This is a genomic window from Pseudolysinimonas sp. 10J20-29 (assembly GCF_055809595.1).
The window spans coordinates 504,591-526,654 of the sequence record NZ_CM147917.1; the positions used below are offsets into that span (position 1 = coordinate 504,591).

Annotated in this window: 18 protein-coding genes and 3 pseudogenes; 9 read left to right on the forward strand and 12 right to left on the reverse strand. The window is 71.7% G+C overall.

The window, feature by feature from the left end; all coding sequences use genetic code 11:
- Window positions 1-3 precede the first annotated feature (3 nt).
- Complete coding sequence (locus AC0L6Y_RS02525) at window positions 4-1,302, forward strand: citrate synthase (RefSeq protein WP_473554790.1); 1,299 nt, start codon at window positions 4-6, stop codon at window positions 1,300-1,302.
- Window positions 1,303-1,674: 372 nt separating this feature from the next.
- Here AC0L6Y_RS02525 and AC0L6Y_RS02530 read toward each other — a convergent pair whose 3' ends face one another.
- Window positions 1,675-2,295 carry an endonuclease domain-containing protein gene (locus AC0L6Y_RS02530; RefSeq protein WP_473554794.1) on the reverse strand — a complete coding sequence of 207 codons (621 nt, stop codon included), beginning with the start codon at window positions 2,293-2,295 and terminating at the stop codon, window positions 1,675-1,677.
- Window positions 2,296-2,806: 511 nt separating this feature from the next.
- Window positions 2,807-3,743 (reverse strand): annotated as a pseudogene (gene dapD, locus AC0L6Y_RS02535) (2,3,4,5-tetrahydropyridine-2,6-dicarboxylate N-succinyltransferase).
- Between the two features lie 39 nt (window positions 3,744-3,782).
- On the opposite strand from dapD, the gene dapE reads away from it, so the two are divergent.
- The 3 genes from dapE to AC0L6Y_RS02550 all read left to right on the forward strand — a co-directional run bounded on the left by dapE (window position 3,783) and on the right by AC0L6Y_RS02550 (window position 6,306).
- Window positions 3,783-4,862 carry a succinyl-diaminopimelate desuccinylase gene (gene dapE / locus AC0L6Y_RS02540; RefSeq protein ID WP_473554800.1) on the forward strand — a complete coding sequence of 360 codons (1,080 nt, stop codon included), beginning with the start codon at window positions 3,783-3,785 and terminating at the stop codon, window positions 4,860-4,862.
- Window positions 4,841-6,064: a hypothetical protein gene (locus AC0L6Y_RS02545; protein ID WP_473554804.1), complete on the forward strand. Its 1,224-nt coding sequence runs from the start codon at window positions 4,841-4,843 to the stop codon at window positions 6,062-6,064. Before dapE ends, AC0L6Y_RS02545 begins: the two co-directional genes overlap by 22 nt.
- 68 nt (window positions 6,065-6,132) lie before the next feature.
- Window positions 6,133-6,306, forward strand: a complete 174-nt coding sequence (locus AC0L6Y_RS02550) for a DUF3117 domain-containing protein (protein WP_294179352.1) — start codon at window positions 6,133-6,135, stop codon at window positions 6,304-6,306.
- A 23-nt stretch (window positions 6,307-6,329) separates the two neighbouring features.
- Here the strand turns inward: AC0L6Y_RS02550 and AC0L6Y_RS02555 are convergent, their stop codons facing one another.
- The gene (locus AC0L6Y_RS02555) at window positions 6,330-6,902 is read right to left on the reverse strand and encodes an O-methyltransferase (protein WP_473558188.1); all 573 of its coding nucleotides are present in this window, start codon (window positions 6,900-6,902) and stop codon (window positions 6,330-6,332) included.
- A 108-nt stretch (window positions 6,903-7,010) separates the two neighbouring features.
- Between AC0L6Y_RS02555 and AC0L6Y_RS02560 the strand changes: the two genes are divergently transcribed.
- Entirely contained in the window at window positions 7,011-7,403 is a 393-nt protein-coding gene (locus AC0L6Y_RS02560) for a sec-independent translocase (protein WP_473554809.1), read from the forward strand.
- Window positions 7,404-7,422: 19 nt separating this feature from the next.
- Here AC0L6Y_RS02560 and AC0L6Y_RS02565 read toward each other — a convergent pair whose 3' ends face one another.
- On the reverse strand, window positions 7,423-9,015 hold the full coding sequence (locus tag AC0L6Y_RS02565) for a succinic semialdehyde dehydrogenase (RefSeq protein WP_473554812.1): 1,593 nt from the start codon (window positions 9,013-9,015) through the stop codon (window positions 7,423-7,425).
- 66 nt (window positions 9,016-9,081) lie between these two features.
- On the opposite strand from AC0L6Y_RS02565, the gene AC0L6Y_RS02570 reads away from it, so the two are divergent.
- Together AC0L6Y_RS02570 and AC0L6Y_RS02575 are read left to right on the forward strand one after the other, a co-directional pair.
- Window positions 9,082-10,539, forward strand: a complete 1,458-nt coding sequence (locus tag AC0L6Y_RS02570; protein ID WP_473554817.1) for an MFS transporter — start codon at window positions 9,082-9,084, stop codon at window positions 10,537-10,539.
- Entirely contained in the window at window positions 10,539-11,999 is a 1,461-nt protein-coding gene (locus tag AC0L6Y_RS02575; RefSeq protein ID WP_473554820.1) for a pyridoxal phosphate-dependent decarboxylase family protein, read from the forward strand. The genes AC0L6Y_RS02570 and AC0L6Y_RS02575 overlap by 1 nt, the downstream gene beginning before the upstream one ends.
- A 155-nt stretch (window positions 12,000-12,154) precedes the next feature.
- On the opposite strand, the gene AC0L6Y_RS02580 is transcribed toward AC0L6Y_RS02575, so the two are convergent.
- The 4 genes and pseudogenes from AC0L6Y_RS02580 to AC0L6Y_RS02595 all read right to left on the reverse strand — a co-directional run bounded on the left by AC0L6Y_RS02580 (window position 12,155) and on the right by AC0L6Y_RS02595 (window position 16,187).
- Window positions 12,155-13,066: a LysR family transcriptional regulator gene (locus AC0L6Y_RS02580; RefSeq protein WP_473554826.1), complete on the reverse strand. Its 912-nt coding sequence runs from the start codon at window positions 13,064-13,066 to the stop codon at window positions 12,155-12,157.
- 218 nt (window positions 13,067-13,284) lie between these two features.
- Window positions 13,285-14,381, reverse strand: a pseudogene (locus tag AC0L6Y_RS02585) (Mrp/NBP35 family ATP-binding protein).
- A complete protein-coding gene (locus tag AC0L6Y_RS02590) occupies window positions 14,371-14,889 on the reverse strand; it encodes a DUF1003 domain-containing protein (RefSeq protein ID WP_473554829.1) in 519 nt (172 codons plus the stop codon). The pseudogene AC0L6Y_RS02585 and the gene AC0L6Y_RS02590 overlap by 11 nt, the downstream one beginning before the upstream one ends.
- Window positions 14,876-16,187 (reverse strand): annotated as a pseudogene (locus AC0L6Y_RS02595) (magnesium transporter MgtE N-terminal domain-containing protein). The gene AC0L6Y_RS02590 and the pseudogene AC0L6Y_RS02595 overlap by 14 nt, the downstream one beginning before the upstream one ends.
- 36 nt (window positions 16,188-16,223) lie before the next feature.
- On the opposite strand from AC0L6Y_RS02595, the gene AC0L6Y_RS02600 reads away from it, so the two are divergent.
- The gene (locus tag AC0L6Y_RS02600) at window positions 16,224-16,712 is read left to right on the forward strand and encodes a YflT domain-containing protein (protein ID WP_473554833.1); all 489 of its coding nucleotides are present in this window, start codon (window positions 16,224-16,226) and stop codon (window positions 16,710-16,712) included.
- Here AC0L6Y_RS02600 and AC0L6Y_RS02605 read toward each other — a convergent pair.
- The 3 genes from AC0L6Y_RS02605 to AC0L6Y_RS02615 are packed head-to-tail and all read right to left on the reverse strand — an operon-like array spanning window position 16,709 to window position 19,701.
- Window positions 16,709-17,194 (reverse strand): hypothetical protein, encoded by a 486-nt coding sequence (locus AC0L6Y_RS02605; RefSeq protein WP_473554836.1) that lies wholly within the window; start codon window positions 17,192-17,194, stop codon window positions 16,709-16,711. The two genes, AC0L6Y_RS02600 and AC0L6Y_RS02605, sit on opposite strands and share 4 nt — an antisense overlap.
- Window positions 17,176-18,660: an aminopeptidase P family protein gene (locus tag AC0L6Y_RS02610; RefSeq protein WP_473554842.1), complete on the reverse strand. Its 1,485-nt coding sequence runs from the start codon at window positions 18,658-18,660 to the stop codon at window positions 17,176-17,178. Before AC0L6Y_RS02610 ends, AC0L6Y_RS02605 begins: the two co-directional genes overlap by 19 nt.
- A gap of 33 nt (window positions 18,661-18,693) precedes the next feature.
- Window positions 18,694-19,701: an endonuclease/exonuclease/phosphatase family protein gene (locus AC0L6Y_RS02615; protein ID WP_473554847.1), complete on the reverse strand. Its 1,008-nt coding sequence runs from the start codon at window positions 19,699-19,701 to the stop codon at window positions 18,694-18,696.
- A 25-nt stretch (window positions 19,702-19,726) separates the two neighbouring features.
- Between AC0L6Y_RS02615 and AC0L6Y_RS02620 the strand changes: the two genes are divergently transcribed.
- On the forward strand, window positions 19,727-20,578 hold the full coding sequence (locus AC0L6Y_RS02620; protein WP_473554852.1) for a PHP domain-containing protein: 852 nt from the start codon (window positions 19,727-19,729) through the stop codon (window positions 20,576-20,578).
- 13 nt (window positions 20,579-20,591) lie between these two features.
- On the opposite strand, the gene AC0L6Y_RS02625 is transcribed toward AC0L6Y_RS02620, so the two are convergent.
- Window positions 20,592-22,013, reverse strand: a complete 1,422-nt coding sequence (locus tag AC0L6Y_RS02625) for a DEAD/DEAH box helicase (RefSeq protein ID WP_473554859.1) — start codon at window positions 22,011-22,013, stop codon at window positions 20,592-20,594.
- Window positions 22,014-22,064 lie beyond the last annotated feature (51 nt).

The window sequence follows — 22,064 nt, forward strand, 5'->3', positions numbered from 1 at the left end:
AGAGTGAATGACGTCACTAGGGGCCCCGACAAGATCTCGCTCACGTTTGGTGACATCAACGCCGAACTTCCCGTGCTGCGTGCCGTGGACGGACGCGACGCGGTCGACTGGTCCAGCTTCACGAAGCAGACCGGCCTGACCTCGCTTGACCAGGGTTTCGTCAACACCGCCTCGACGAAGAGCTCGATCACCTACATCGACGGTGACGAAGGCATCCTGCGCTACCGCGGCTACGCGATCGAAGACCTCGCGGCGAACTCGACCTTCCTCGAGGTGGCCTGGCTGCTCATCTACGGCGAGCTTCCGACGGCCGTCGAACTCGACAACTTCACCGAGCGGATCCGTCGCCACACGCTGCTGCACGAAGACCTCAAGCACTTCTTCTCGGCGCTGCCGCACACCGCGCACCCGATGTCGGTGCTGTCGTCCGCAGTGTCGGCGCTCTCGACCTACTACGAGGACTCGCTCGACCCGCACGACCCCGAGATGGTCGAGCTCAACATCGTTCGACTGCTGGCGAAGCTGCCGGTGATCGCCGCCTACGCGCACAAGAAGAGCCTCGGGCAGGCGTTCCTCTACCCCGACAACTCGCTGAGCTTCGTCGACAACTTCCTCAAGCTCAACTTCGGCAACCTCGCCGAGCCGTACGAGATCAACCCGGTGCTCTCGAAGGCGCTCGACCGCCTGCTGATCCTGCACGAAGACCACGAGCAGAACGCCTCCACCTCGACCGTCCGACTCGTCGGGTCGACGGAGGCCAACATCTTCGCCTCGGTGTCCGCGGGCATCAACGCCCTCTACGGGCCGCTGCACGGCGGAGCGAACGAGGCCGTGCTGACGATGCTCGCGCAGATCCGCGACTCCGGCGACGGCGCGCGCCGCTTCGTCGAGCGGGTCAAGAACAAGGAGGACGGCGTCCGCCTGATGGGCTTCGGACACCGCGTCTACAAGAACTACGACCCGCGCGCGAAGCTCGTCAAGGAGAGCGCGGATGCCGTGCTCGCCGACCTCGGCGTCAAGGACCCGCTCCTCGACATCGCCAAGGAGCTGGAGCAGATCGCCCTGGAGGACTCCTACTTCCAGGAGCGTCGCCTGTACCCCAACGTCGACTTCTACACCGGCGTGATCTACAAGGCGATGGGCTTCCCGACGCGGATGTTCACGGTGCTGTTCGCGATCGGCCGTCTCCCCGGCTGGATCGCCCACTGGCGCGAGGCGAACAGCGACCCGGCCACCAAGATCGGCCGCCCGCAGCAGCTCTACGTGGGCCCGCCGGCCCGCCCCTGGCCGAACGGCCGCTAGCCCCGGCCGCTGGCGCCCCGGCCGCTGGCCCGGCGCGCGCCCCCGCTGGCCCCGCTGGCATGGCGCCCGGCGACCCCGCCAGACATCCCGCTGCATCGACGAAATGCAGGAGAAACTGCGGTCAGGCGGATGCGGCTCCCCGCGAATCCGGCGCTGTGACGAAAAACCTCCTGCATTTCGTGACGGCAGCGCGGCACCGGGAGCGCGGCAGCGCGGAACCGCGGCAGCACGGCAGCGCGGCACCGGCAGCACGGCAACACGGCAGCCGCAGCGCGGCAGCACGGGTGGGCAGCAGCGGCGGGACGCGAGTCCGCGCGCGACTACCGCGCCGGGCGACGGCTCGCTCGCAGGGAGCCAGCCAGCCGAGACTCGTCAGATCGCGGCAGCCACGGCGGCCGCGATCGCGTCGCGCACTTCGCCCCAGTTCCGCATGACCGCGCGGTAGCTGAAGCGCAGGACGCGGTATCCGAGGGCGGCGAGCAGCGCATCCCGTCGTCGATCGTTCTCGAAGGCATCGCGGCTCTGATGGTGCTCCCAGCCGTCGAGCTCGATCACGACCCGCCCGATCACGAGGTCCACCCGGCCGACGCCGGGGATCTCGACCTGCGGCCGCGGGTCGTATCCGAGTCGCCGAAGTCGAAACCGCGTGATCGACTCGATGATCGACTCCGTGCGTGGGTCGGCATCGTCGAGCAGGCGCCGGAGCCGGTGCGGTGCGCACGCCACGAGGCGCTCCCACTCGCGCTTCGTGAGGAGTCCTGCCCGGAGCGCGCTCTCGGCCGCGGCGACGGTGCGCTCGGGGTGCTGGCAGCGGATCATGTCGGCGAGCGCGTCGGGTGCGTTGAGGCGAAACCGGGTGCCGCTGCCGCGTTCGCCCCAATGCCCGCAGACGCTCGGGTCCCCGGGTGCGAGCCGCTGACGCGCGTTGCCCGGTTCACGCAGGCGCGCGTCGTGCGCGAGGATGCGGACGTGCACCGCGGGAGCGTCGACCACCCACAGTCCGAGGTCGCGCGCCGCCGTGATGCACGTTGCGCGTCCGCCGACTCGCACGGCCGATTGCAGTGCCGGCGGTGTGGTCGGGAGCGCGTACCACCCCTGTCGGACGCGGATCAGCAACCCGGCTTCGACCGCTGTCCGCAGTGAATGCGCCGTGGCTCCGGCGCGAAGGAGCTCGTGCGTGGCGGCGAGTCCGCCGCGCAATGCGACTTCTCGCACGAGGTCCATGCCGCCAGGGTCGCGCCCGCACACGCCGCCCCGGGCGCACGCGGACGCATCCGTGAACTGCGAGGTGCAGGCCGGCCTGCGGAGGAGCAGCCCACCGCCGGCCGTGCGACGAAATGCAGGAGAAGACGTCGGCCGGCGCTGTCTCTCGCCCGAGGACACCGGCCGTCCCGCAAGAATCTCCTGCATTTCGTCAACCCCGGGTGCGCGGGGCGGGCAGGCGGGTGCGCGACGGGAAGGCGGGCGCGGGGCCGGCCGCGCGGCCTGCGGGACGGGGGAGGCGCTAGGCGTGCAGCTGCTCGTTGAGGGTGACGCCGAAGCCGGTGCGGGGGAGCACCTCGACGGCGCCGGTGACCGAGTTGCGGCGGAACAGCAGCCCGGGCTGACCGGACAGCTCGACCGCCTTGGCCACGCGCGGCTCCTCGCCCGCGACGAGCACGGTGACCTTGGTGCCCGCCGTGACGTACAGCCCCGCCTCGACGACCGAGTCGTCGCCGATCGAGATGCCGATGCCGGAGTTCGCGCCGAGCAGGGCGCGCTCGCCGATCGCGACGCGCTGCGTGCCGCCGCCCGAGAGAGTGCCCATGATCGAGGCGCCGCCGCCGATGTCGGAGCCGTCGCCGACGACGACACCCTGCGAGATGCGACCCTCGACCATCGAGGAGCCGAGCGTGCCCGCGTTGAAGTTCACGAAGCCCTCGTGCATGACGGTGGTGCCGGGCGCGAGGTGCGCTCCGAGGCGGACGCGGGAGGCATCCGCGATGCGCACGCGATCCGGGACGACGTAGTCGACCAGGCGCGGGAACTTGTCGATGCCGTGCAGCGAGATGCCCGCGCGCTCGCAGCAGCGGGCGACGTCGCGCGTACTCGCTCGGCAGCATCGGGCCGGCGGTCGTCCAGGCGACGATCGGGAGGTGTCCGAAGATCCCGTCCAGGTTCAGCGAGTTCGGCGTCACCAGCAGGTGCGAGAGCAGGTGCAGGCGCAGGTAGGCATCCGGCGTCGAGGCGGGGGCCTCGTCGAGGTCGATCGTGGTCGCGACGTAGTCGAGGCGCACGCCGCGGCGCGCGTCCTCCCCGATCCAGTCCTCGAACTCGGCGGGCGCAATGTACGGATCGAGCCCGGCCGGTGCGGCGCCGAGGTGCGGCGCGGCGTACCAGGTGTCCAGAATCGTCCCGTCGGCGGTGATGGTGGCGAGTCCGTGACCCCATGCTGTGCTCATGCCTCCAGGGTATCGGGCGCGGCTCGGTAGGCTGGTGCGGTGACCGACGCCCCAGCCCTCGACCTTGCGGCCGGCAGCGTCGCCGTTACCCGAGCCCTCGTCGACCTGGAGTCGGTGTCGGGCAACGAGACCGCGATCGCGGATGCGATCGAGTCGGCGCTGCGGGCGCTGCCCCACCTCGAGGTGATCCGCGACGGCGATGCGATCGTCGCCCGCACGAACGCGGGTCGCGCGCAGCGCGCCGTGATCGCCGGCCACATCGACACGGTGCCGGTCAACGCCAACCTGCCGAGCCGGCTCGACGAGGACGGCACCCTGTGGGGTCGCGGCACCGTCGACATGAAGGGCGGATGCGCGATCGCGCTCGTCCTCGCCGCCGAGCTGACCGACCCGAGCGTCAACGTGACCTGGGTCTGGTACGACCACGAGGAGGTCGAGGCGGAGCTGAACGGACTCGCTCGTCTCGCCCGCACGCGCCCGGACCTGCTGGCGGCCGACTTCGCGATCCTCGGCGAGCCCTCCAACGGCGAGGTGGAGGGCGGATGCAACGGCACCCTCCGCGTCAACGTCACCACCCGCGGCCGTCGCGCCCACTCGGCGCGCGCCTGGATGGGCGAGAACGCCATTCACGCGGCCGCCCCGATCCTCGCCCGGCTCGCCGCCTTCGAGCCCGAGATGGTCACCGTCGACGGCCTCGACTACCGCGAGGGCATGAACGCGGTGAAGATCGCCGGCGGGGTGGCGGGCAACGTGATCCCCGACGAGTGCACCGTGCACGTCAACTACCGCTTCGCGCCGAGTCGCAGCGGCGCCGAGGCGGTCGAGCGCGTGCGCGCGCTGTTCGACGGCTTCGAGGTGACCGTCGCCGACCTGGCCGAGGGCGCGCGTCCGGGCCTCGACGCCCCGCTCGCGCAGGGATTCCTCACGGCGGTCGGCGGCGAGGCGCGCCCCAAGTACGGCTGGACCGACGTGGCCCGCTTCTCGGCGCTCGGCATCCCGGCGGTGAACTACGGCCCCGGCGACCCGAGCCTCGCGCACGCCGACGACGAGCGGGTTCCGGTCGAGCAGATCGAGCGCTGCGAGCGCGGACTGCGGGCATGGCTGACGGCGCGCGACTGAGCCTGCCGACGCGGCTCGCGCGCCTGCCCTGGTGGGCCCAGGTGCTGGCGGTCTTCGCCGCGTCCCGCGTGGTGACGACCACGATTCTGCTCGTGTTCGCGGCGCTGCAGCCCGCGAATCCGTGGACGGATGCCTCCCCCGACTACCTGAGCTTCGCCAAGATCTGGGACGGCCACTGGTACTACATCATCGCCGTGGCCGGCTACCCGACGGAGCTTCCGCTGGATGCCTCCGGCTTCGTGGGGGAGAACGCCTGGGCGTTCCTGCCCGCCTACCCGGGCGTGATCCGGCTGCTGATGCTGCTGACCGGCCTGCCGTTCGAGCTGCTCGCGGTCGCGGTGTCCGTCGCCTTCGCCGCGGGCGCGGCGCTCGTCTTCAACCGGCTGATGCACCGGGTGATCCCGGAGAGCGCGCTGTTCGCGACGGTGCTGTTCTGCGTCGCGCCGCTCAGCCCGATCCTGCAGGTGGCCTACGCCGAGTCGATGCAGCTGTTCCTGCTCTTCGCGGCGCTCCTGCTGCTGCTGGAGCGCCGCTACCTGCTCACGATCCCGGTGATCGCGACGCTCGCGCTCACCCGGCCGGGGGCGCTGGCGTTCGCGATGCTGCTGGGGCTGCATGCGATCCACCGCTTCGTGACCCGGGCGCGGGACCCGTTCCCGCTGCGGGAGCGCGTCCGACTGGTCGTCGCCGGGCTGGCGAGCGCCGTGTTCGGCTTCGCCTGGCTGGGCGTTGCCGCCCTGGTGACCGGCTCGCCGACCGCGTACCTGGACACCGAGCTGGCGTGGCGCGTCGTGTACGTCGGCCGCGACCACCTCGTCCCGTTCCAGCCCTGGTTCCAGGCGGCCGACTGGTGGCTGCGCTGGAACGGCGTCCCGGGCAGCGCCGTCGGCTGGCTCGGCGCGATCCTGCTCCTGCTGCTGATCGCCGCGTTCGCGATCTTCCTGCTGACGCCGGCCGCGCGTCGGCTGGGGGTGGATCTGCGGCTCTGGCTGGTGAGCTACGTCGCCTACCTGCTGGCGGTGTTCTTCCCGCAGTCGAGCGTGTTCCGTCTGCTGATGCCGCTGGCGCCGGGGCTCGGCGCGCTCGCGCTGCCGCGCTCGCGGGTGTACCGCATCCTGCTCGTTCTCGTCTTCATCGCGCTGCAGGTGGGCTGGACCTACATCGGCTGGTGGGTCGACGGGGCGGATTGGACACCGCCGTAGGCGTCGTGTTAACCGTGTGTCCCTCGAATACGAGATAATGGGAGAACGCCATCGAAAGGGGACTACTCATGGCAGCCATGAAGCCGAGGACCGGTGACGGCCCGATGGAGGCTGTGAAGGAGGGACGCCTCATCATTGTGCGCGTTCCGCTCGAGGGTGGCGGGCGACTCGTCGTCTCAGTCAACGACGATGAGGCCAAGGAGCTGCGCGATGCTCTGGTCGGAGCCGTCGGCGAGGCCTAGAGGCCGCCGACTCGAGGCGCGGTTCAGCCCGCGCGGGTAACCAGCTGAAGAAGCCCATCGCCTGAGGTGGAGAGCGCGACCGTGTGCGTCTCGCTCTCCCCGATGGCGCCCAGGAGCGCCCGGAACTCGGCGACGGTCTCGTCGCGCTGAACGGGGTCGGCGACCTTGCCGCGCCACAGCGCGTGCGGCACGAGCACGAGTCCGCCCGCGCGCGCGATGCGCAGCGCGTGCTCGACGTACGCCAGCAGCGAGGTCGTGTCCGCGTCGACGAGGACAAGATCATAGGCGCCGTCGTTCATGCGCGGGAGGACGTCGAGCGCGCGACCGGCGATCAGCCGAAGCTGGTTGGCGGGAATGCCGGCGCTCAGCAGGCTGGCGCGGGCGCTCTGCTGGTGGTCGGGCTCCACATCGATCGTGGTGAGGGTCGCCGCGGGGGCGCCGTCGAGCAGCGCGAGTCCCGACACGCCCGCTCCGGTGCCGATCTCGAGGATGGTGCGGGCCCCGCTCGCGGCGGCGAGCACGCGCAGCTGCGCGGCGACGCCGGGGCTGACCGCCTCAATTCCGAGCTCGTGCGAGTGCTGGCGCGCGAGCGTCATCGCGGGGGGCTCGGGAACGAACTCCTCCGCGAACTTCCAGCTCAATTCGTGGTTCACGTGACTCCTTCGGCCCCACCCTATCGACCGAGGGCCGCATAGGATGAGCGCATGTCGTTCGGGCTGACATTTGACAAACTGCTGATCATTCTGCTGATCGCGGTCTTCGTCATCGGACCGGATCGACTTCCCGGCTACGCGGCCCAGCTGGCCCGGCTGGTGCGCTCGCTGCGCGACCTCGCCAACGGCGCGAAGGATCGGATGCGCGAGGAGATGGGGCCCGAGTTCGACGAGGTCGACTGGACCAAGCTCGACCCCCGGCAGTACGACCCGCGCCGCATCATCCGGGACGCGCTGCTCGACGATCCGGCGCCGGCGAAGCCGGTGACAGCGACAATGGCGGCGGCTCCGCGCCGCCGCGGCAGCCGCGAGTCGGCCTACGAGCAGCGTCAGCGCAAGCTCGGCAACGGCAAGCCCGCGCCGTTCGACTCCGAGGCGACCTGAGCCGACGCGCCCCCGCGGCTCAGCCGCGTCGGATGGCGCGCAGCGCCCGCAGCCCGAGCAGCATCACACCGGCGAGTCGGGCGTGCTCGGCGCCGGTGCGCGGCAGCGGGATGATCCCGGTGGCGCGCGCGATCTGCACGGTGTCGGTGTAGCGCAGGATCCCGTCGGGTCCGTTGCGACGCCCGAGCCCCGAGAGCTTGACGCCGCCGGACGGGGCGGCGACCGCCGAGAAGGTCGCGCGGTAGCCCTCGTTGATGTTGATGGTGCCCGCCTGCAGCCGCTCGGCGAGGCGCTGTGCGCGCCGCGCGGAGCCGGAGAACACGGAGGCGTTCAGGCCGAAGCGGGTGTCGTTGGCGGCCGCGATGGCGGCGGCGTCGTCCTCGACGATGACGATGCTGGCGACCGGTCCGAAGGTCTCGTCGCGCGCGCACGCCATCTGGTCGGTGACGCCGGTCAGCAGCGTCGGCTCATAGAAGTAGGGTCCGAGGTCGGGGCGGGTGCGGCCGCCGGCCAGCACCGTGGCGCCGCGGGCGACGGCGTCGTCGACGTGGGCGCGCACCCGCTCGAGCTGCGCGGCGGTGGTGAGCGAGCCGAAGTCGACCGAGAAATCGAACGCGGAGCCGAGCCGAACGCTCGCGACCGCCTCGGTGAGCGCCGGGATGAAGCGGTCGGCGATCCCGCGGTGCACCAGGATGCGCTCCGCCGAGACGCACAGCTGCCCCGCCGCGGCGAAGCAGGCGTGCGCGACCGAGACGGCGACGCGCTCCACGTCGACGTCGTCGAGGACGATCACCGGATTCTTGCCGCCCAGTTCGAGCGAGACGGGGGTGAGCGTTGCGGCGGCCTGCGTGGCGACCGTGATGCCGGTGGCCGTGGAGCCGGTGAACGCGACGACGTCGGAGGCGGCGACGAGCGCCGAGCCGACCTCGGTGCCGGGGCCGGCGACGACCGCCCAGAGCTCGGCGGGGAGGCCGGCGTCGATGAAAGCGCTGCGGGTGGCGAGGATGCTCAGGGTGCCCTGGTCATCCGCCTTCTGCAGCACGGCGTTGCCCGCGGCGAGCGCCGGGGCGATGTCCATCGCGGTGAGGCTGGGCGGGTAGTTCCACGGGGTGACGACGCCGACCAGCCCCTTCGGGCGGTGGCTGACGCGCGTCTGCATGACGAGCGGGATGCCCGCCCGGCGGCGGCGGGTGGCCAGCACGCGCGGGGCGGCGATCGCGGCGTACCGGGTGGCGGCCGCGGCGTTGAACAGCTCCTCGAAGGCCTGCGAGCGCGACTTGCCGGTCTCGAGCTGGATCGCGTCGAGCACGAGTTCGCGCCGTTCGAGCAGCAGGTCGTGGGCGCGCAGCAGCACCCGGCGCCGGTGGGCGGGGCTCGTGCGGGCCCACGCGCGCTGGGCGGTGCGTGCGGTGGCCGCGGCGCGCGCCACATCCGCGGCCGTGTTGTGCGGCAGCTGGTGCAGCGTCTCGCCGGTGAACGGGGCGACGATCTCGACGCTGTCTCCCGAGGCCGGGACGAGCCCGGAGACGAGTTCGTCGATGGTCTCGGACGCAAGGACATCGGAGGCGCTGCGCGCCGTGCCGCGTGACCGATCGGCGGTGATTCCGGACATGCGCGCAGTCTACGACGCGGGCGACGCGGTGACATGGCCGCCCGACGTGGTGGGTAGCATCGTTGCATGGATTCCTCTTTGCGCACCGGGGGTCGGCGCACCGAAGGGCTGCGGGCAGGCATTGTCGCTCGCTATGCGCTCGGTTCGGTCGGGACCGGCGGATTCGGCACTCTTCCCGGACTCGTTCTCGTCTACTACCTGACGGACACGCTGGGGGTGACGGCGCTGCTCGCGGGAGTCCTGGTGACGCTGGCGAAGGTCTGGGACGTGATGATCGATCCGATCATCGGCGCCCGCAGCGACCGGCAGATCGCGGCCTCCGGCTACCGTCGCCGGTTCATGGTGATCGGCGCCGTGTTCCTTCCGATCTTCTTCGTGCTGACCTTTGCCGTGCCGGCGGGGCTGCCCGCGTGGGCCTCGGCGATCTGGGTGTTCCTGGCGTTCCTGCTGGCCGCGACGGCGTTCAGCCTGTTCCAGGTGCCGTACATCGCGCTTCCCGCCGAACTCGTCTCCGACTACAACGCGCGGACCCGGCTGCTCTCGGCGCGCGTCGTCGTGCTCACCTTCGCGATCCTGCTGTTCGGGGCCGGGGGACCGGCGCTGCGCTCGCTCGGCGGGGACGACTCGCACCTCGGCTATCTGATCATGGCGGTCGTCGCCGGACTCGTGCTCGGCGGATCGTTCCTGGTGACCTCCACGGTGGAGAAGGCGGCGCGCGTCGGCGGGGCCCCGCGCCCTCCGGTGTCGGAGCCGGTGAGCGGCCTCGCCGCCCCGCGCGAGACCCTCGGCGAGCACTACCGTCGCGGCGTGCGGACGCTGCGCACCAGCCAGCCGTTCCGTGCCCTGCTGATCACCTTCGTGCTGCAGGCCCTGGCGACCGGGATCATGCTCGCCGGCGCACAGTACGTCGCGCGCTATGTGCTGCACGACGAGGACGCGGTGACCTTCATCTTCCTCGCGCTGATCGCGCCGGCCCTCGTCTTCGCACCCATCTGGGGCACGGTTGCGAACCGCATCGGCAAGGAGCGCGCCTTCGCCGTCGCCTCCACCATGTACGGCATCGCCGCGCTCGCGATGGTCGCGCTGGTGTGGTTCCCGGGCTCCTGGATCTACGGGCCGGTCGCGCTCGCGGGTGCCGCCTACGCGGGCATGCAGTCGCTGCCGCTCGCCATGCTCCCCGACGTCATCGCCGTCGACGCGCGCCGTCACGGCCCGGGTCGCGCCGGAACATTCAGCGGCGTCTGGACGGCCGGCGAGACCACCGGCATGGCGCTCGGCACGACCGTGCTGGCGATCATCCTGACCCTCACCGGCTACCTGGAGTCGACGGCCGCCGTCGACGTCGAGCAGTCCGCCTCCGCGGTGCTCGGCATCGTCGTGAGCTTCAGCGCGGTTCCCGCGGTGCTGATCCTGCTGAGCCTGTTCACGCTGCGGCGCTACCCGCTGCGCAAGGTCGACGTCGACGCGGCGGCGGTGGCTCCCGTCGTGCCGGGGGCGGCTCCGGCCAGCGAGGGGACGAGCTGATGCGCTTCGCCGAATCCAGCGAGTCGATCCTGGCGCGCCTGGGCGCACTGCGCGACGCGGATGCGCCCACCCACGGCGGTCACGTGCTGAGCTACGTCTACGACCCGGGCGTCGCCGAACTCGACGCGCTCGCCGCCGAGGCGGTGCGGATGATGCAGCCCGTCAACGGCCTCGACCCCACGACCTTCGGCTCGGTCGCGGTGCTCGAGCGCGAGCTCATCGGCTTCACGCGGGAGCTGCTGAACGGCGACGAGGACGTGGTCGGCACGGTGACGAGCGGCGGCACCGAGAGCTGCCTGCTGGCCGTCAAGACGGCTCGGGATGCCTGGCTCGCGGCACGCGGAGCCGAACCGGGCACGGCACGGCCGCGCCTGGTGGCCCCGGTGACCGTGCACGCGGCCTTCCAGAAGGCGGCGCACTACTTCGGTCTCGAGCTCGATCTCGCCCCCGTCCTCCCGACAGGCGTGGTCGAGGCGGCGGAGCTGATCGCGCGACTCGGCGACGATGTCGCGCTCGTCGTGGTTTCCGCGCCCTCCTACCCGCACGCGGGACTTGACCCGGTGATCGAGGTGGCGGCTGCGGCCGAGGCGCAGGGCATCCCGGTGCATGTCGATGCCTGCATCGGCGGCCTGGCGCTGCCGTTCTGGCCGGACCTGCCCGACTGGGACTTCCGGGTGCCGGGCGTCACGAGCATCAGCGCCGACCTGCACAAGTACGGCTACGCGCCCAAGGGCGCCTCGGTGCTGCTGCAGCGCGGGCGCGACCGCCAGCGCCTGCAGTACTTCGCCACGGCGCGCTGGCCCGGGTACCCGGTCGTGAACTCGACCCTGCTCGGCTCGAAGTCGGGCGGGCCGCTCGCGGCCGCCTGGGCGATCGTGCACGCGCTCGGGCGCGAGGGCTTCGCCGAGCTCGCCGCGCAGACGCGCGAGGCGACGCTCGCGCTGCTCGAGACGATCAACGGCATCGAGGGGCTGCGGGTGGTCGGCGAGCCGACCGGTCCGCTGTTCTCGGTCGCGAGCGACGACACCGTGCCCGCCGAGCGCCGGGTCGACCCGCACGTCTGGGCCGATGCCGCCAAGGGGGAGGGCTGGATCCTGCAGACCCAGCCGGGTCTCGTCCAGGCCGACGGATCGCAGCTGCCGCACACCACGCACCTGACGGTGACGCCGGTCACGGCTTCGGTGCTCGACGAGTTGCAGCCGGCTCTGGTGCGCGCGGCGGATGCGGTACGCGGCACGCCCCGACCGGACATCAGCGGGCTGCTCGGCGCGCTGCCGCCGCTTCAGGGGATGCCCGACTCGGACACCGCGGCGGCGCTGCTCGGCGGCTTCGGCATCGGCGGCTCCGGCGCGCTGCCCGACGAGTTCGCGCCGCTCATCGCGGCGATCGAGGCGCTGCCGGCGCCGCTCGCCGAGCGCCTGCTCATCGAGCTGCTCGCGCGCCTCGTCGAGCCCCGCTAGCCCACCGCGCCCGCGCCGCGCCCGCGCCCGCCCGCGCCCGCCAGCGCATCCACCCGCCCCGCAGTGGCACGTTTCTCCGGAGGTCTCCGCCCGCCCGCCCGTCGCTGCGGGGACTCAACCCCGAGCCGGGCGACTTTCTCCGGAGAAGCGACACACTAGGAGCGGGCGGCGACGAAGGCGGCGGCCTCCGCGCGCAGCGCGTCCACGACGAGCCGCACCGAGGGGCGCACGGCGGTGTCGGGCCGCATGAGCGCCCAGATCACGCGCTCCGAGCGCATGCCCCGCAGGGGCCGGGTGACGAGTCCGTTGCCGTGGTCGCGGGTCGTGTAGCGCGGCAGGATGGCGAGCCCGTGGCCGGCCGCGACGAGCTCTTCGACGATCCCGTTGTCGCCGATGCGCTGCACGACGTCGGCGGGGTGGCCGGTGAGCGACTCGAGGCTGGTCAGGATGCGATCGAAGGGGAAGTCGACCGGAACCCCGATCCACGGCTCGCTGATGACGTCGTCGGGGGAGAGGGCGGCGCGCGCGGCGAGCGGATGCGCCTCCGGCAGCGCGACATCGAGCGGCTCCCGCATCAGCTCGACGGTCTCCAGCTGGCGTTCGCGCCAGCTCGCCGTGACACCGCCCGAGTCGGCGAGCACGACGTCGTAGCTCGCGGTCAGCGCGGCGAAGTCGGGCTGGTTGGGGTCCTGGTCGGTGACCACGAGCCGGAGTCCTGGGGTGTCGGCGAGGCGGGTCAGGAGTCCGGGCAGCAGCATCATGCCGCCGGTCGGGAACGTCGAGATGGAGACCTCGCCGCGCGGGGAGTCCCGGTACTCCGCCCAGCTGGATTCGACCCGCTGCAGGGCGACGGCGACGTCGATCGCGCGTTCGGCGAGCACGCGTCCCGCCGGGGTGAGGGCGAGCCCGCGCCCGGAGCGCTCGGTGAGGGGCAGTCCCGCCTCGCGCTCGAGGATCTTGAGCTGCTGCGAGACGGCCGAGGGCGTGAGGGCGAGGGCCTGGGCGACGGCGGTGACGGTGCCGCGCTCGGCGAGCTCGCGAAGGACCTCGAGACGATGGATGTCCATGTAGCGATGCTAAATCATCAGTAAAGAAAGATTCGATTGTGCTTCATCAAATTGAGCGCTCGAATAGAGCCATGACCTTCCTGATCTTCGTCGCCGCGCTCGCTGTCGCCGCGATCGCCGCCACGCTCACCACCACCGCTCGGGACGGCTACCGTCACCAGCCCACCCGCCGCGCCTGAGCGCGCCGCGCGGTCGCCACAGGGCCGTCGGAGCCGCCGCTAGCGCGAGCTGACGGGCAGCTTGCGGCCCGCGAGTCCGCGTCCGCGTCGGGCCAGCTGCTCGGCCAGCGTCGAGATCGCCCGGGCCGCCGGGTCGTCCGGATGCGCGAGCACCGCCGGCTCGCCCGTGTCGCCGTCGCGGCGAAGCTCCACGCTGAGCGGGATGCTCGCCAGCACCGGAACGTCGAGACGGCTCGCCAGCTCCGCGCCGCCGCCGCTGCCGAACACGTCGAGCACCGTGCCGTCCGGCTGCACGAGCCCGGCCATGTTCTCGACCACGCCGATGACCGTCTGCCCGGTCTGCCGGGCCACCAGTCCGCTGCGCTCGGCGACCTCCGCCGCGGCGGGCTGCGGTGTCGTCACGACGAGCACCTCGGCGTGCGGCAGCGCTGCCCGAGCGAGATCGCCACGTCGCCCGTGCCGGGCGGCAGGTCGAGCACGAGCACGTCGAGATCGCCGAAGTACACGTCGGTCAGGAACTGCTGAATCGTGCGGTGCAGCAGCGGCCCGCGCCACGACACGGCGGTCGAGGGCTCGACGAACATGCCGATCGAGATCACCTTCACCCCGTGCGCGACCGGCGGCAGGATCATGTCGCCCACCTGGGTCGGCTTGGCGCCCGCGATGCCGAGAATGCCCGGGATCGAGAAGCCGAACACATCGGCATCGACCAGCCCGACCCGCAGCCCGCGCGCCGCGAGCGCGACCGCGAGGTTGGCGGTGAGCGTCGACTTGCCGACGCCGCCCTTGCCGCTCGAGACGGCGAGGATCCGGGTGAGCGAATCGGGGCCGAACGGCATCGCCCGCGAGCCGCGCAGCCGGGTCGTGAGCGCCTCCCGCTCGGCCGGCGTCATGACGCCGAGCTCGAGCTCGATCGACTCCACGCCCTCGACGGCGAGCACGGCGGCGCGCACGTCGCGTTCGATCGTGTCGGCGGCGGGGCATCCGACGATCGTCAGCCGCACCTCGACGTGCGCGACCGCGCCCTCGACGCGCACCTCGCGCACCATGTCGAGTTCGGTGATCGGCCGACGGATCTCCGGGTCCTGCACTCGCGCGAGCGCGCGCCGAACCGTGTCGGCGAGCTCAGCGCTCACGCGGCCCCTCACGGTCGGCGTCGAGCTCCTCCAGCAGTGAGCGCAGCTCGGCGCGGATGAAGTCCTTCGTCGCCATGTCCTTGATCGCCAGCCGCAGGGCGACGACCTCGCGGGCCAGGTACTCGGTGTCGGCGAGGTTGCGCTCGGCGCGCTGACGGTCCTGCTCGATCTGCACGCGGTCGCGGTCATCCTGACGGTTCTGCGCCAGCAGGATGAGCGGTGCGGCATACGAGGCCTGCAGCGACAGGATCAGCGTCAGGACGGTGAAGCCGAGCGCCTGCGAGTCGAAGCGCCACCAGTCGTTCGCCTCGGCGATCGAGTTGTACGACATCCACGCGGCGACGAAGATCGACAGCACGAACAGGAACCAGGGCGTTCCCATGCCGCGGGCGATCGCCTCGGTGAAGCGGCCGAAGCGGTCGCGTCCCTGCCAGCGCGGCACGAACGGGGTGCGCAGGCCCTTGGGGGCGTCGAGTCGGACGCCATCGCGGCGGTCAGCGCGAGCCATGCGGCGTCCTCCTTGCTCGAGTCGCGATCGTGGCGGTGGGGGTGGTGGCGTCGGTCACCGGCGGGCGGTCGTCGTCCGAACTTCGCCAGTCGTCGGGCAGCAGGTAGTCGAGGACGTCGTCAATGGTCACCACCCCGACGAGTCGGTGCTTGTCGTCGACCACCGGGAGCGAGACCAGGTCGTAGCTGGCGAGACGGCGCGATACCTCGGCCGCGCTCGTCTCGGGCGTGACGGGCTCGAGGCCCTGGTCGAGGATCGTGCCGAGGCGCTCGTGCGGCGGGTAGCGCAGCATCCTCTGGAAGTGCACCATGCCGAGGAAGCGACCGGTGGGCGGCTCGTACGGCGGCAGCGTCACGCAGATCGCGGCACCGAGCGCGGGCGCGAGCTCGTGGCGGCGGATGAGGGCGAGGCCCTCGGCGACCGTCGCATCGGCGGAGACGATGATCGGCTCGGTCGTCATCAGGCCGCCGGCGGTCTCCGGGTCGTAGGAGAGCAGGAAGCGGACGTCCTCCGCCTCCTCTGGCTGCATCAGCTCGCAGCAGCGCCTCGCCCTTCTCGGCGGAGAGCTGGGCGATCAGGTCGGCCGCGTCGTCGGGCTCCATCTGGTCGAGCACCTCGGCCGCGCGCTCGTCGTCGAGCTGGCTGATCAGGTCGACCTGCTCCTGCTCGGGCATCTCCTCGAGGGCGTCGGCGAGACGCTCATCGGGCAGCTCCTCGGCGACCTCCAGTCGGCGCTCCTCCGGCAGGTCGAGCAGCGTGTTGGCGAGGTCAGCGGGGCGGAGGTCGGAGTAGGTGGCGATCAGCTGCTCGGCGGACTGCGACTCGCCGGGGGCGTTCTTCTCGCGCACCTGATCCCAGGTCGCGAACACCGTCGCGCCCTTGCCGAACGGGGTCGTCGCGGGGCGGCGCAGGAACAGATCGCCGACGGACCACTCCGCCGGGGCGCTCTCCTCGATCGCGACGTCCTCGATGGTCGCCTCGCCGGAGCCGTCGCGGAACACCATGCGGCGGCCGAGCAGTTCGGCGATCACGCGCACCTCGCCGCCGCGCTGCTCGAAGCGGCGCAGGTTGATGAGGCCGGTCGTGATGATCTGGCCGGAGCCGATGCTGGTGACGCGGCCGATCGAGAGGAACACGCGGCGCTTGCCGGGGATCTCGACGAGCAGGCCGACGACGGATGGCGCATCCGATTTCCGGTACACGACGATGACGTCGCGGACCTTGCCGACGCGGTCGCCCGCGGGGTCGAAAACGGAGCACCCGGCCAATCGGGCGACGAAGACTCTCGTGGCGCTCACGGTCAAACCCTACTCGCCGTATGGGAGAATTCCGTCGTGACCAACACCGGACCGTTCCGTCGTCGCACCGTCGACGTCTCCGTGCCGCACGGCGAGGTCGTGGGCAGCTACGCCACCTACGCGGAAGCGCAGCGCACCGTGGATCACCTCGCCAAGGCGGACTTCCCCGTGGCGAAGCTCGCGATCGTCGGCAACGACCTGAAGACGGTCGAGCGGGTCACCCGCAAGCTCTCCTGGAACCGCGCGGCCCTCGAGGGTGCGCTGAGCGGCGCCTGGTTCGGCCTGTTCCTCGGGCTGCTGTTCACCTTCGTCCAGCCGACCATCAACTGGGGGTTGTTCGCCGCGGCGGTGCTGATCGGTGCCGCGTTCGGCATGTTCTTCCGGCTGGCCGGCTACGCGGTGTCGCGCCGCAGCCGCGACTTCCAGTCGACCTCGCAGGTGCTCGCCGAGAGCTACGACGTGATCGTCGATCCGACGCTCATCCTCAAGGCGCGCGACGTGCTCGCCCGGCCGATCGAGGACTAGCCCTCCGTCGCGGCCTCGGACGCCGCCGACTCGAGCAGCGCGGCGGAGCGTTCGCGTCCCATCGCCCGGTACGCGGGCGCCCAGTCCTCCGGCCGCGCCATCGTGAGCCCGCGCCAGGTGCCGCCCGGGCGCGCCGGCACGTTGACCACTCCGGTGGCGGTGCGGATGCGGAACCGCACGATGACATCGATCTCGTGATCGCCTGCGTCGACGGTGAACAGCGCATCCGAGGCATACGGCTCCGGGGCGGGTTCCGGGGCGCGTCGAACCGGTCGCCCGAGCGCGGCGAAGCTCCGGGCGACCGTGTCAGGATCGGCGTCGACAAGGACGTCCCAGTCGTGGACCTCGTCAATGTCGACGCTCAGCGAGGCGAGCAGCGCCGAGCCGCCGACGACCGGCTCGAGTCCCGCGTCGCGAAGCGCCGACTGCACGGCGAGCACCGCCGCGAGCGGCGGAATGCGGGTCACCGGCCGGCGAGCCACGCCTCCACCTCGGCGACCGTGCGCGGGATGCCCGCCGACAGGCTCTCGCAGCCCGTCTCGGTCACCAGCACGTCGTCCTCGATGCGCACGCCGATGCCGCGGAACTCCTCCGGCACCGTCAGGTCGTCGGGCTGGAAGTACAGACCCGGCTCGATCGTGAACACCATGCCCGGCTCCAGGACGCCATCCAGGTAGAGGTCGCGGCGCGCCTGCGCGCAGTCGTGCACGTCGAGGCCCAGGTGGTGCGAGGTGCCGTGCACCATGTAGCGGCGGTGGAACTGCGCGTCCGGCTCCAGCGACTCCTCGGCGCTGACCGGCAGGAAGCCCCACTCGGCGGTCTTGCGGGCGATGACCTGCATCGCCGCGGCGTGCACCTCACGGAAGCGGATGCCCGGCCGCACGACCGCGAACGCCGCATCGGCCGCCTCCAGCACGGCCTCGTAGACCTGCCGCTGCACGGCGGTGAAGGTTCCGCTCACCGGAAGGGTGCGCGTGATGTCGGCGGTGTAGAGCGAGTCGAGCTCGATGCCCGCGTCGATCAGGATCAGGTCGCCCGCGGCGACAGCGCCGTCGTTGCGAGTCCAGTGCAGGATGCATGCGTGCGGTCCGCTCGCGGCGATCGTGTCGTAGCCGACCGTGTTGCCCTCGGCGCGCGCCCGGCGGTTGAAGGTGCCCTCGACGAGGCGCTCTCCGCGCCGGTGGGCGATCACCTGCGGCAGATCGGCGATGACGTCGTCGAAGCCGAGCTTCGTCGCGCTGACGGCGTCGCGCAGCTGGCGGATCTCCCAGGCATCCTTCACCAGACGGAGCTCGCTGAGCGCGCGGGCGAACTCGGTGTCCGGGTCGGTCTCGACCTCGAGCAGGTCGGTGGAGGCGGCCAGCAGGCGGCGTCCGTCGAGCTGGTCGGTGAGGGCGTCATCGGCGTCGCGCACGATCAGGGTCGAGGCGTCGCCGGTCTCCAGCACCGCCGAGAAGTCGTCCAGGGCGCGGGTGGTGACCCCCAGGTCGGCGGCCACGTCATCGAGCGAGGGGCGCGGTCCGGTCCAGAACTCGCCGATCGCGGCGTTCGCGTAGAACTCGGAGGAGTCGCGGCCCGCGCTGGGGCGGAAGTACAGCACCGCGTCGTGCCCGTCGTCGGTCGGCTCGAGCACGAGCACGCTGTCGGGCACGGCGTCGCTGCCCCACCCGGTCAGGTGCGAGAACGCGGTGTGGGCGCGGTAGGGGTAGTCGGTGTCGTTCGAGCGGACGCGCGCCGGACCCGCCGGAACGATCAGCCGCTGGCCGGGGAACTGCGCCGAGATGCGGGCGCGGCGGGCCGCCGCGAACGGGGCCGACTCACGCGGGGCAACCTGCTGCGCCGGGCGCTCCGCCCAGTTGCCGGAGATGTACGCCTGGAATCTCTCCGACCCCGGCGTGGTGGACCGGTTCGCGGTCTTGGGTGCGCTCTCGGTGCTCGACTTGCTCATGCGCCCATTCTCGCACCGGGCGGCGGTTTCGGCTCAGCCGACCGGACGAAGCTGCGCGAGCACGGCGCGGTGGTCGCTGCCGAGCCCGTCGAGCGCGCCGACGACACGGAACCCGACGAACTCCCATTCGGCGGTCGCCATCACGTGGTCGATGGGGGCGCCGAGCAGCTCGGGCAGCTGCGAGGGCCAGGTGCCGAGTCCGGCGTTGCCGGTCTCCTTGGCGCCGTCGAAGCAGGTGCCGAGAGCGGCGCCGTCGTCGGCGAGCCCCTGATAGTGGTCGAGGGTGGAGTTCAGGTCGCCGGCGAGGATGACATTCCCTCCGCGGCATGACTCGGCGAGCCATTCGAGGCCCGGCTCCCAGTCCTCGATGTAACCGGGAATCGGGGCGACCGGATGCGCGGCGATGATCGTCGGCCCGCTGCCGTCGACAGGAACTGCGGTCACGCTGGGCAGGTACGGCGTGCTCCCCGCGCTCTCGTCGATCCGGTACGCGCCGAGCGTCTCGCTGACCAGCAGGGCGGTCGAGCGCGACTTCAGCTCGTCGAGGGCGACCACGATGACCTGCATCGGCACGCCCGCCTGGCCCATCAGCGCGGCGATCTCGTCGGCGGCCTCCCGGCTGGTCTCCGGCAGCGTGAGGATGTCGACGTCGTGCTCGAGCGCGAAGTCGGCGATCACGCTCGCGCCGGGCGCATCCCCGAGGGTGTTCCAGGTGAACACGGTCAGATCGGCGGGCGCCTTCTCCTGGAACGACGGGTCACCGAAGCCGCGGGTCGACAGCACCGCCATGTTGAGCGCCACGACCCCGAACAGCATGAGGGCGAGCAGGGCGCTCACCCGGCGCAGCGCCTGCGAGAGCAGCGCGATGACGATGAGGAAGAGGATCGCGATCAGCGCGACGGCGACCATGAGTCCGCGCATCGCCGTCAGCTCGGCGAAGATCAGCGTGCGGTGCAGGCCGAACAGCTGCGGCCAGCTGCCGATCAGCAGGAACACGGCGAGAGCCACGGCGAGGAGGGTGGCGAGGGCACGGCGAATCATGGCCCGGCAAGCCTACGATGTGAGGATGTCCGGGCCGATCGATCTGCATGCGCACTCCCGCGTGTCGGATGGCACCGAGTCGCCCGCCGAACTGGTGGAGGCGGCGCTCGCCGCCGGCCTCGACATCGTGGCGCTCACCGACCACGACTCCACGGCGGGGTGGGACGAGGCGCGGCGCGCCGTCGTCGGGACCCCGCTCACCGTGCTGCCGGGCATGGAGTTCTCCACCCGACTGGAGTGGCGCTCCGTGCACGTGCTCGCCTATCTGGTCGATCCGGAGGACGCCGCGCTGCTGCGCGAGACGACGCGCATCCGCGACGATCGCGTGACGCGCGCCGAGCGCATCGTGGAGCGCATCGCCCGCGACTACGACCTGTCCTGGGCGGACGTGCTCGAGCACTCCGCGACGGGGGCGACGATCGGACGGCCGCACATCGCCGACGCCCTCGTGGCGCGCGGGCACGTGGCCGACCGCACGGAGGCGTTCGGCGGCATCCTGCACCCGCGCTCGGGCTACAGCGAGCCGCACTACGCGCCGACGCCGCTGGAGGGCGTGCGACTGATCCGCGCGGCGGGCGGTGTTCCGGTGCTCGCGCATCCGGCCACCCGCGGACGCGACGGCGTGCTCCCGGAGCGGGCGCTCGCCGAGCTCGTCGACGCCGGTCTCGCCGGGCTCGAGATCGAGCACCGCGAGAACACCGAGGACGGCAAGCAGCGGCTGCGCGAGCTCGCCGAGCGCTACGACCTGTTCATGACCGGGTCGAGTGACTACCACGGCGAGGGCAAGCCGAATCGGCTCGCGGAGAACACGACCGCGCTCGAGGTGTACGAGCGCATCGTGGCCGCCGGTCGCGGCAGCGCGCCGTTCGGCGGCTAGACCGCCGAACGCGCTACGCGGTGGGAGGCGTCGGGGCGCCGCCCTGGCCGCCGCTCGGGCGACGACGACGGGTGCGCTTGCGGCGCGCCGGCGTGGCGCCGTCGTGCGTTCCGCTGCCCTCGGCGTGCGCCTCGTGCGGCGTGCTCGCCGGACCGGTTCCGGCGCCGGCCGACCCGCCGGAGCGGGTGCGCTGACGCGACCGTCCGCCCTCGCGGGATGCCGGGGGCTTCTCGCGGTGCGGCGCGGCGGGGGAGGGCTTCAGGCGCCCCTTCGAGCCTTCCGGGATGTTCAGGTCGCTGAATAGGTGCGGGCTCGAGGAGTACGTCTCGGTCGGCTCCGGCTGGCCGAACTCGAGGGCGCGGTTGATGAGCGCCCACTTGTGCAGGTCATCCCAGTCGACGAAGGTGACCGCGATGCCCGTCTTGCCGGCACGGCCGGTGCGGCCCGCGCGGTGCAGGTACGTCTTGTCGTCATCGGGGATCGTGTGGTTGATGACGTGGGTCACATCGTCGACGTCGATTCCGCGGGCGGCGACGTCGGTCGCGATCAGCACGTCCTTCTTGCCGGCCTTGAACGCGGCCATCGAGCGCTCGCGCGCCTCCTGGCTCATGTCGCCGTGCACCGCGCCCGCGTTGAAGCCGCGGTCGTTGAGCTCTTCGACCAGCTTCGCGGCGGCGCGCTTGGTGCGCGTGAAGACGACCGTCTTGCCGCGGCCCTCGGCCTGCAGGATGCGCGCGATGACCTCGTCCTTGTCGAGCGAGTGCGCGCGGTAGATGACGTGCTTGATGTTCGCCTGGATCTGCCCCTCGTCGGGGTCCGTGGCACGGATGTGGATCGGGCGGTTCATGAAGCGGCGGGCGAGCGTGACGACGGGGCCCGGCATGGTGGCCGAGAACAGCATCGTGTGGCGCGTCGGCGAGGTCTGCGCGAACAGCTTCTCGACATCCGGAAGGAAGCCCAGGTCGAGCATCTTGTCGGCCTCGTCCAGCACCATCACCTTGACGTTCGCCAGGCTCAGCAGGCGCTGCCCGGCGAGGTCGAGGAGGCGACCGGGGGTGCCGACGACGATCTGCGCGCCGGCCTTGATCTGCTCGATCTGGCCCTCGTAGGCCTTGCCGCCGTAGATCGCGACGACCTTGGTGTCGCGCTTCGAGGTGGCGAGCTCGAGGTCTTCGGCGACCTGCACGCACAGTTCGCGCGTGGGCACGACGACGAGCGCCTGGACGCCGGGCTCGGGGTTGGTGCCGAGCGCCTGGATGAGCGGAAGGCCGAAGCCGAAGGTCTTGCCGGTGCCCGTCTTGGCCTGACCGATGATGTCCTGGCCGGTGAGGGCGAGCGGGATCGTCTGCGTCTGGATGGGGAAGGGCTCAAGGATGCCCTTCTCGGCGAGTGCGTCGACCATGTCCTGGTCGATCGAGAGATCGGAGAAAGTCAAGGAATACCCGTCTGAGTGGTGAATTGTCCCCCAGTCTACCGGGCGGCGAGA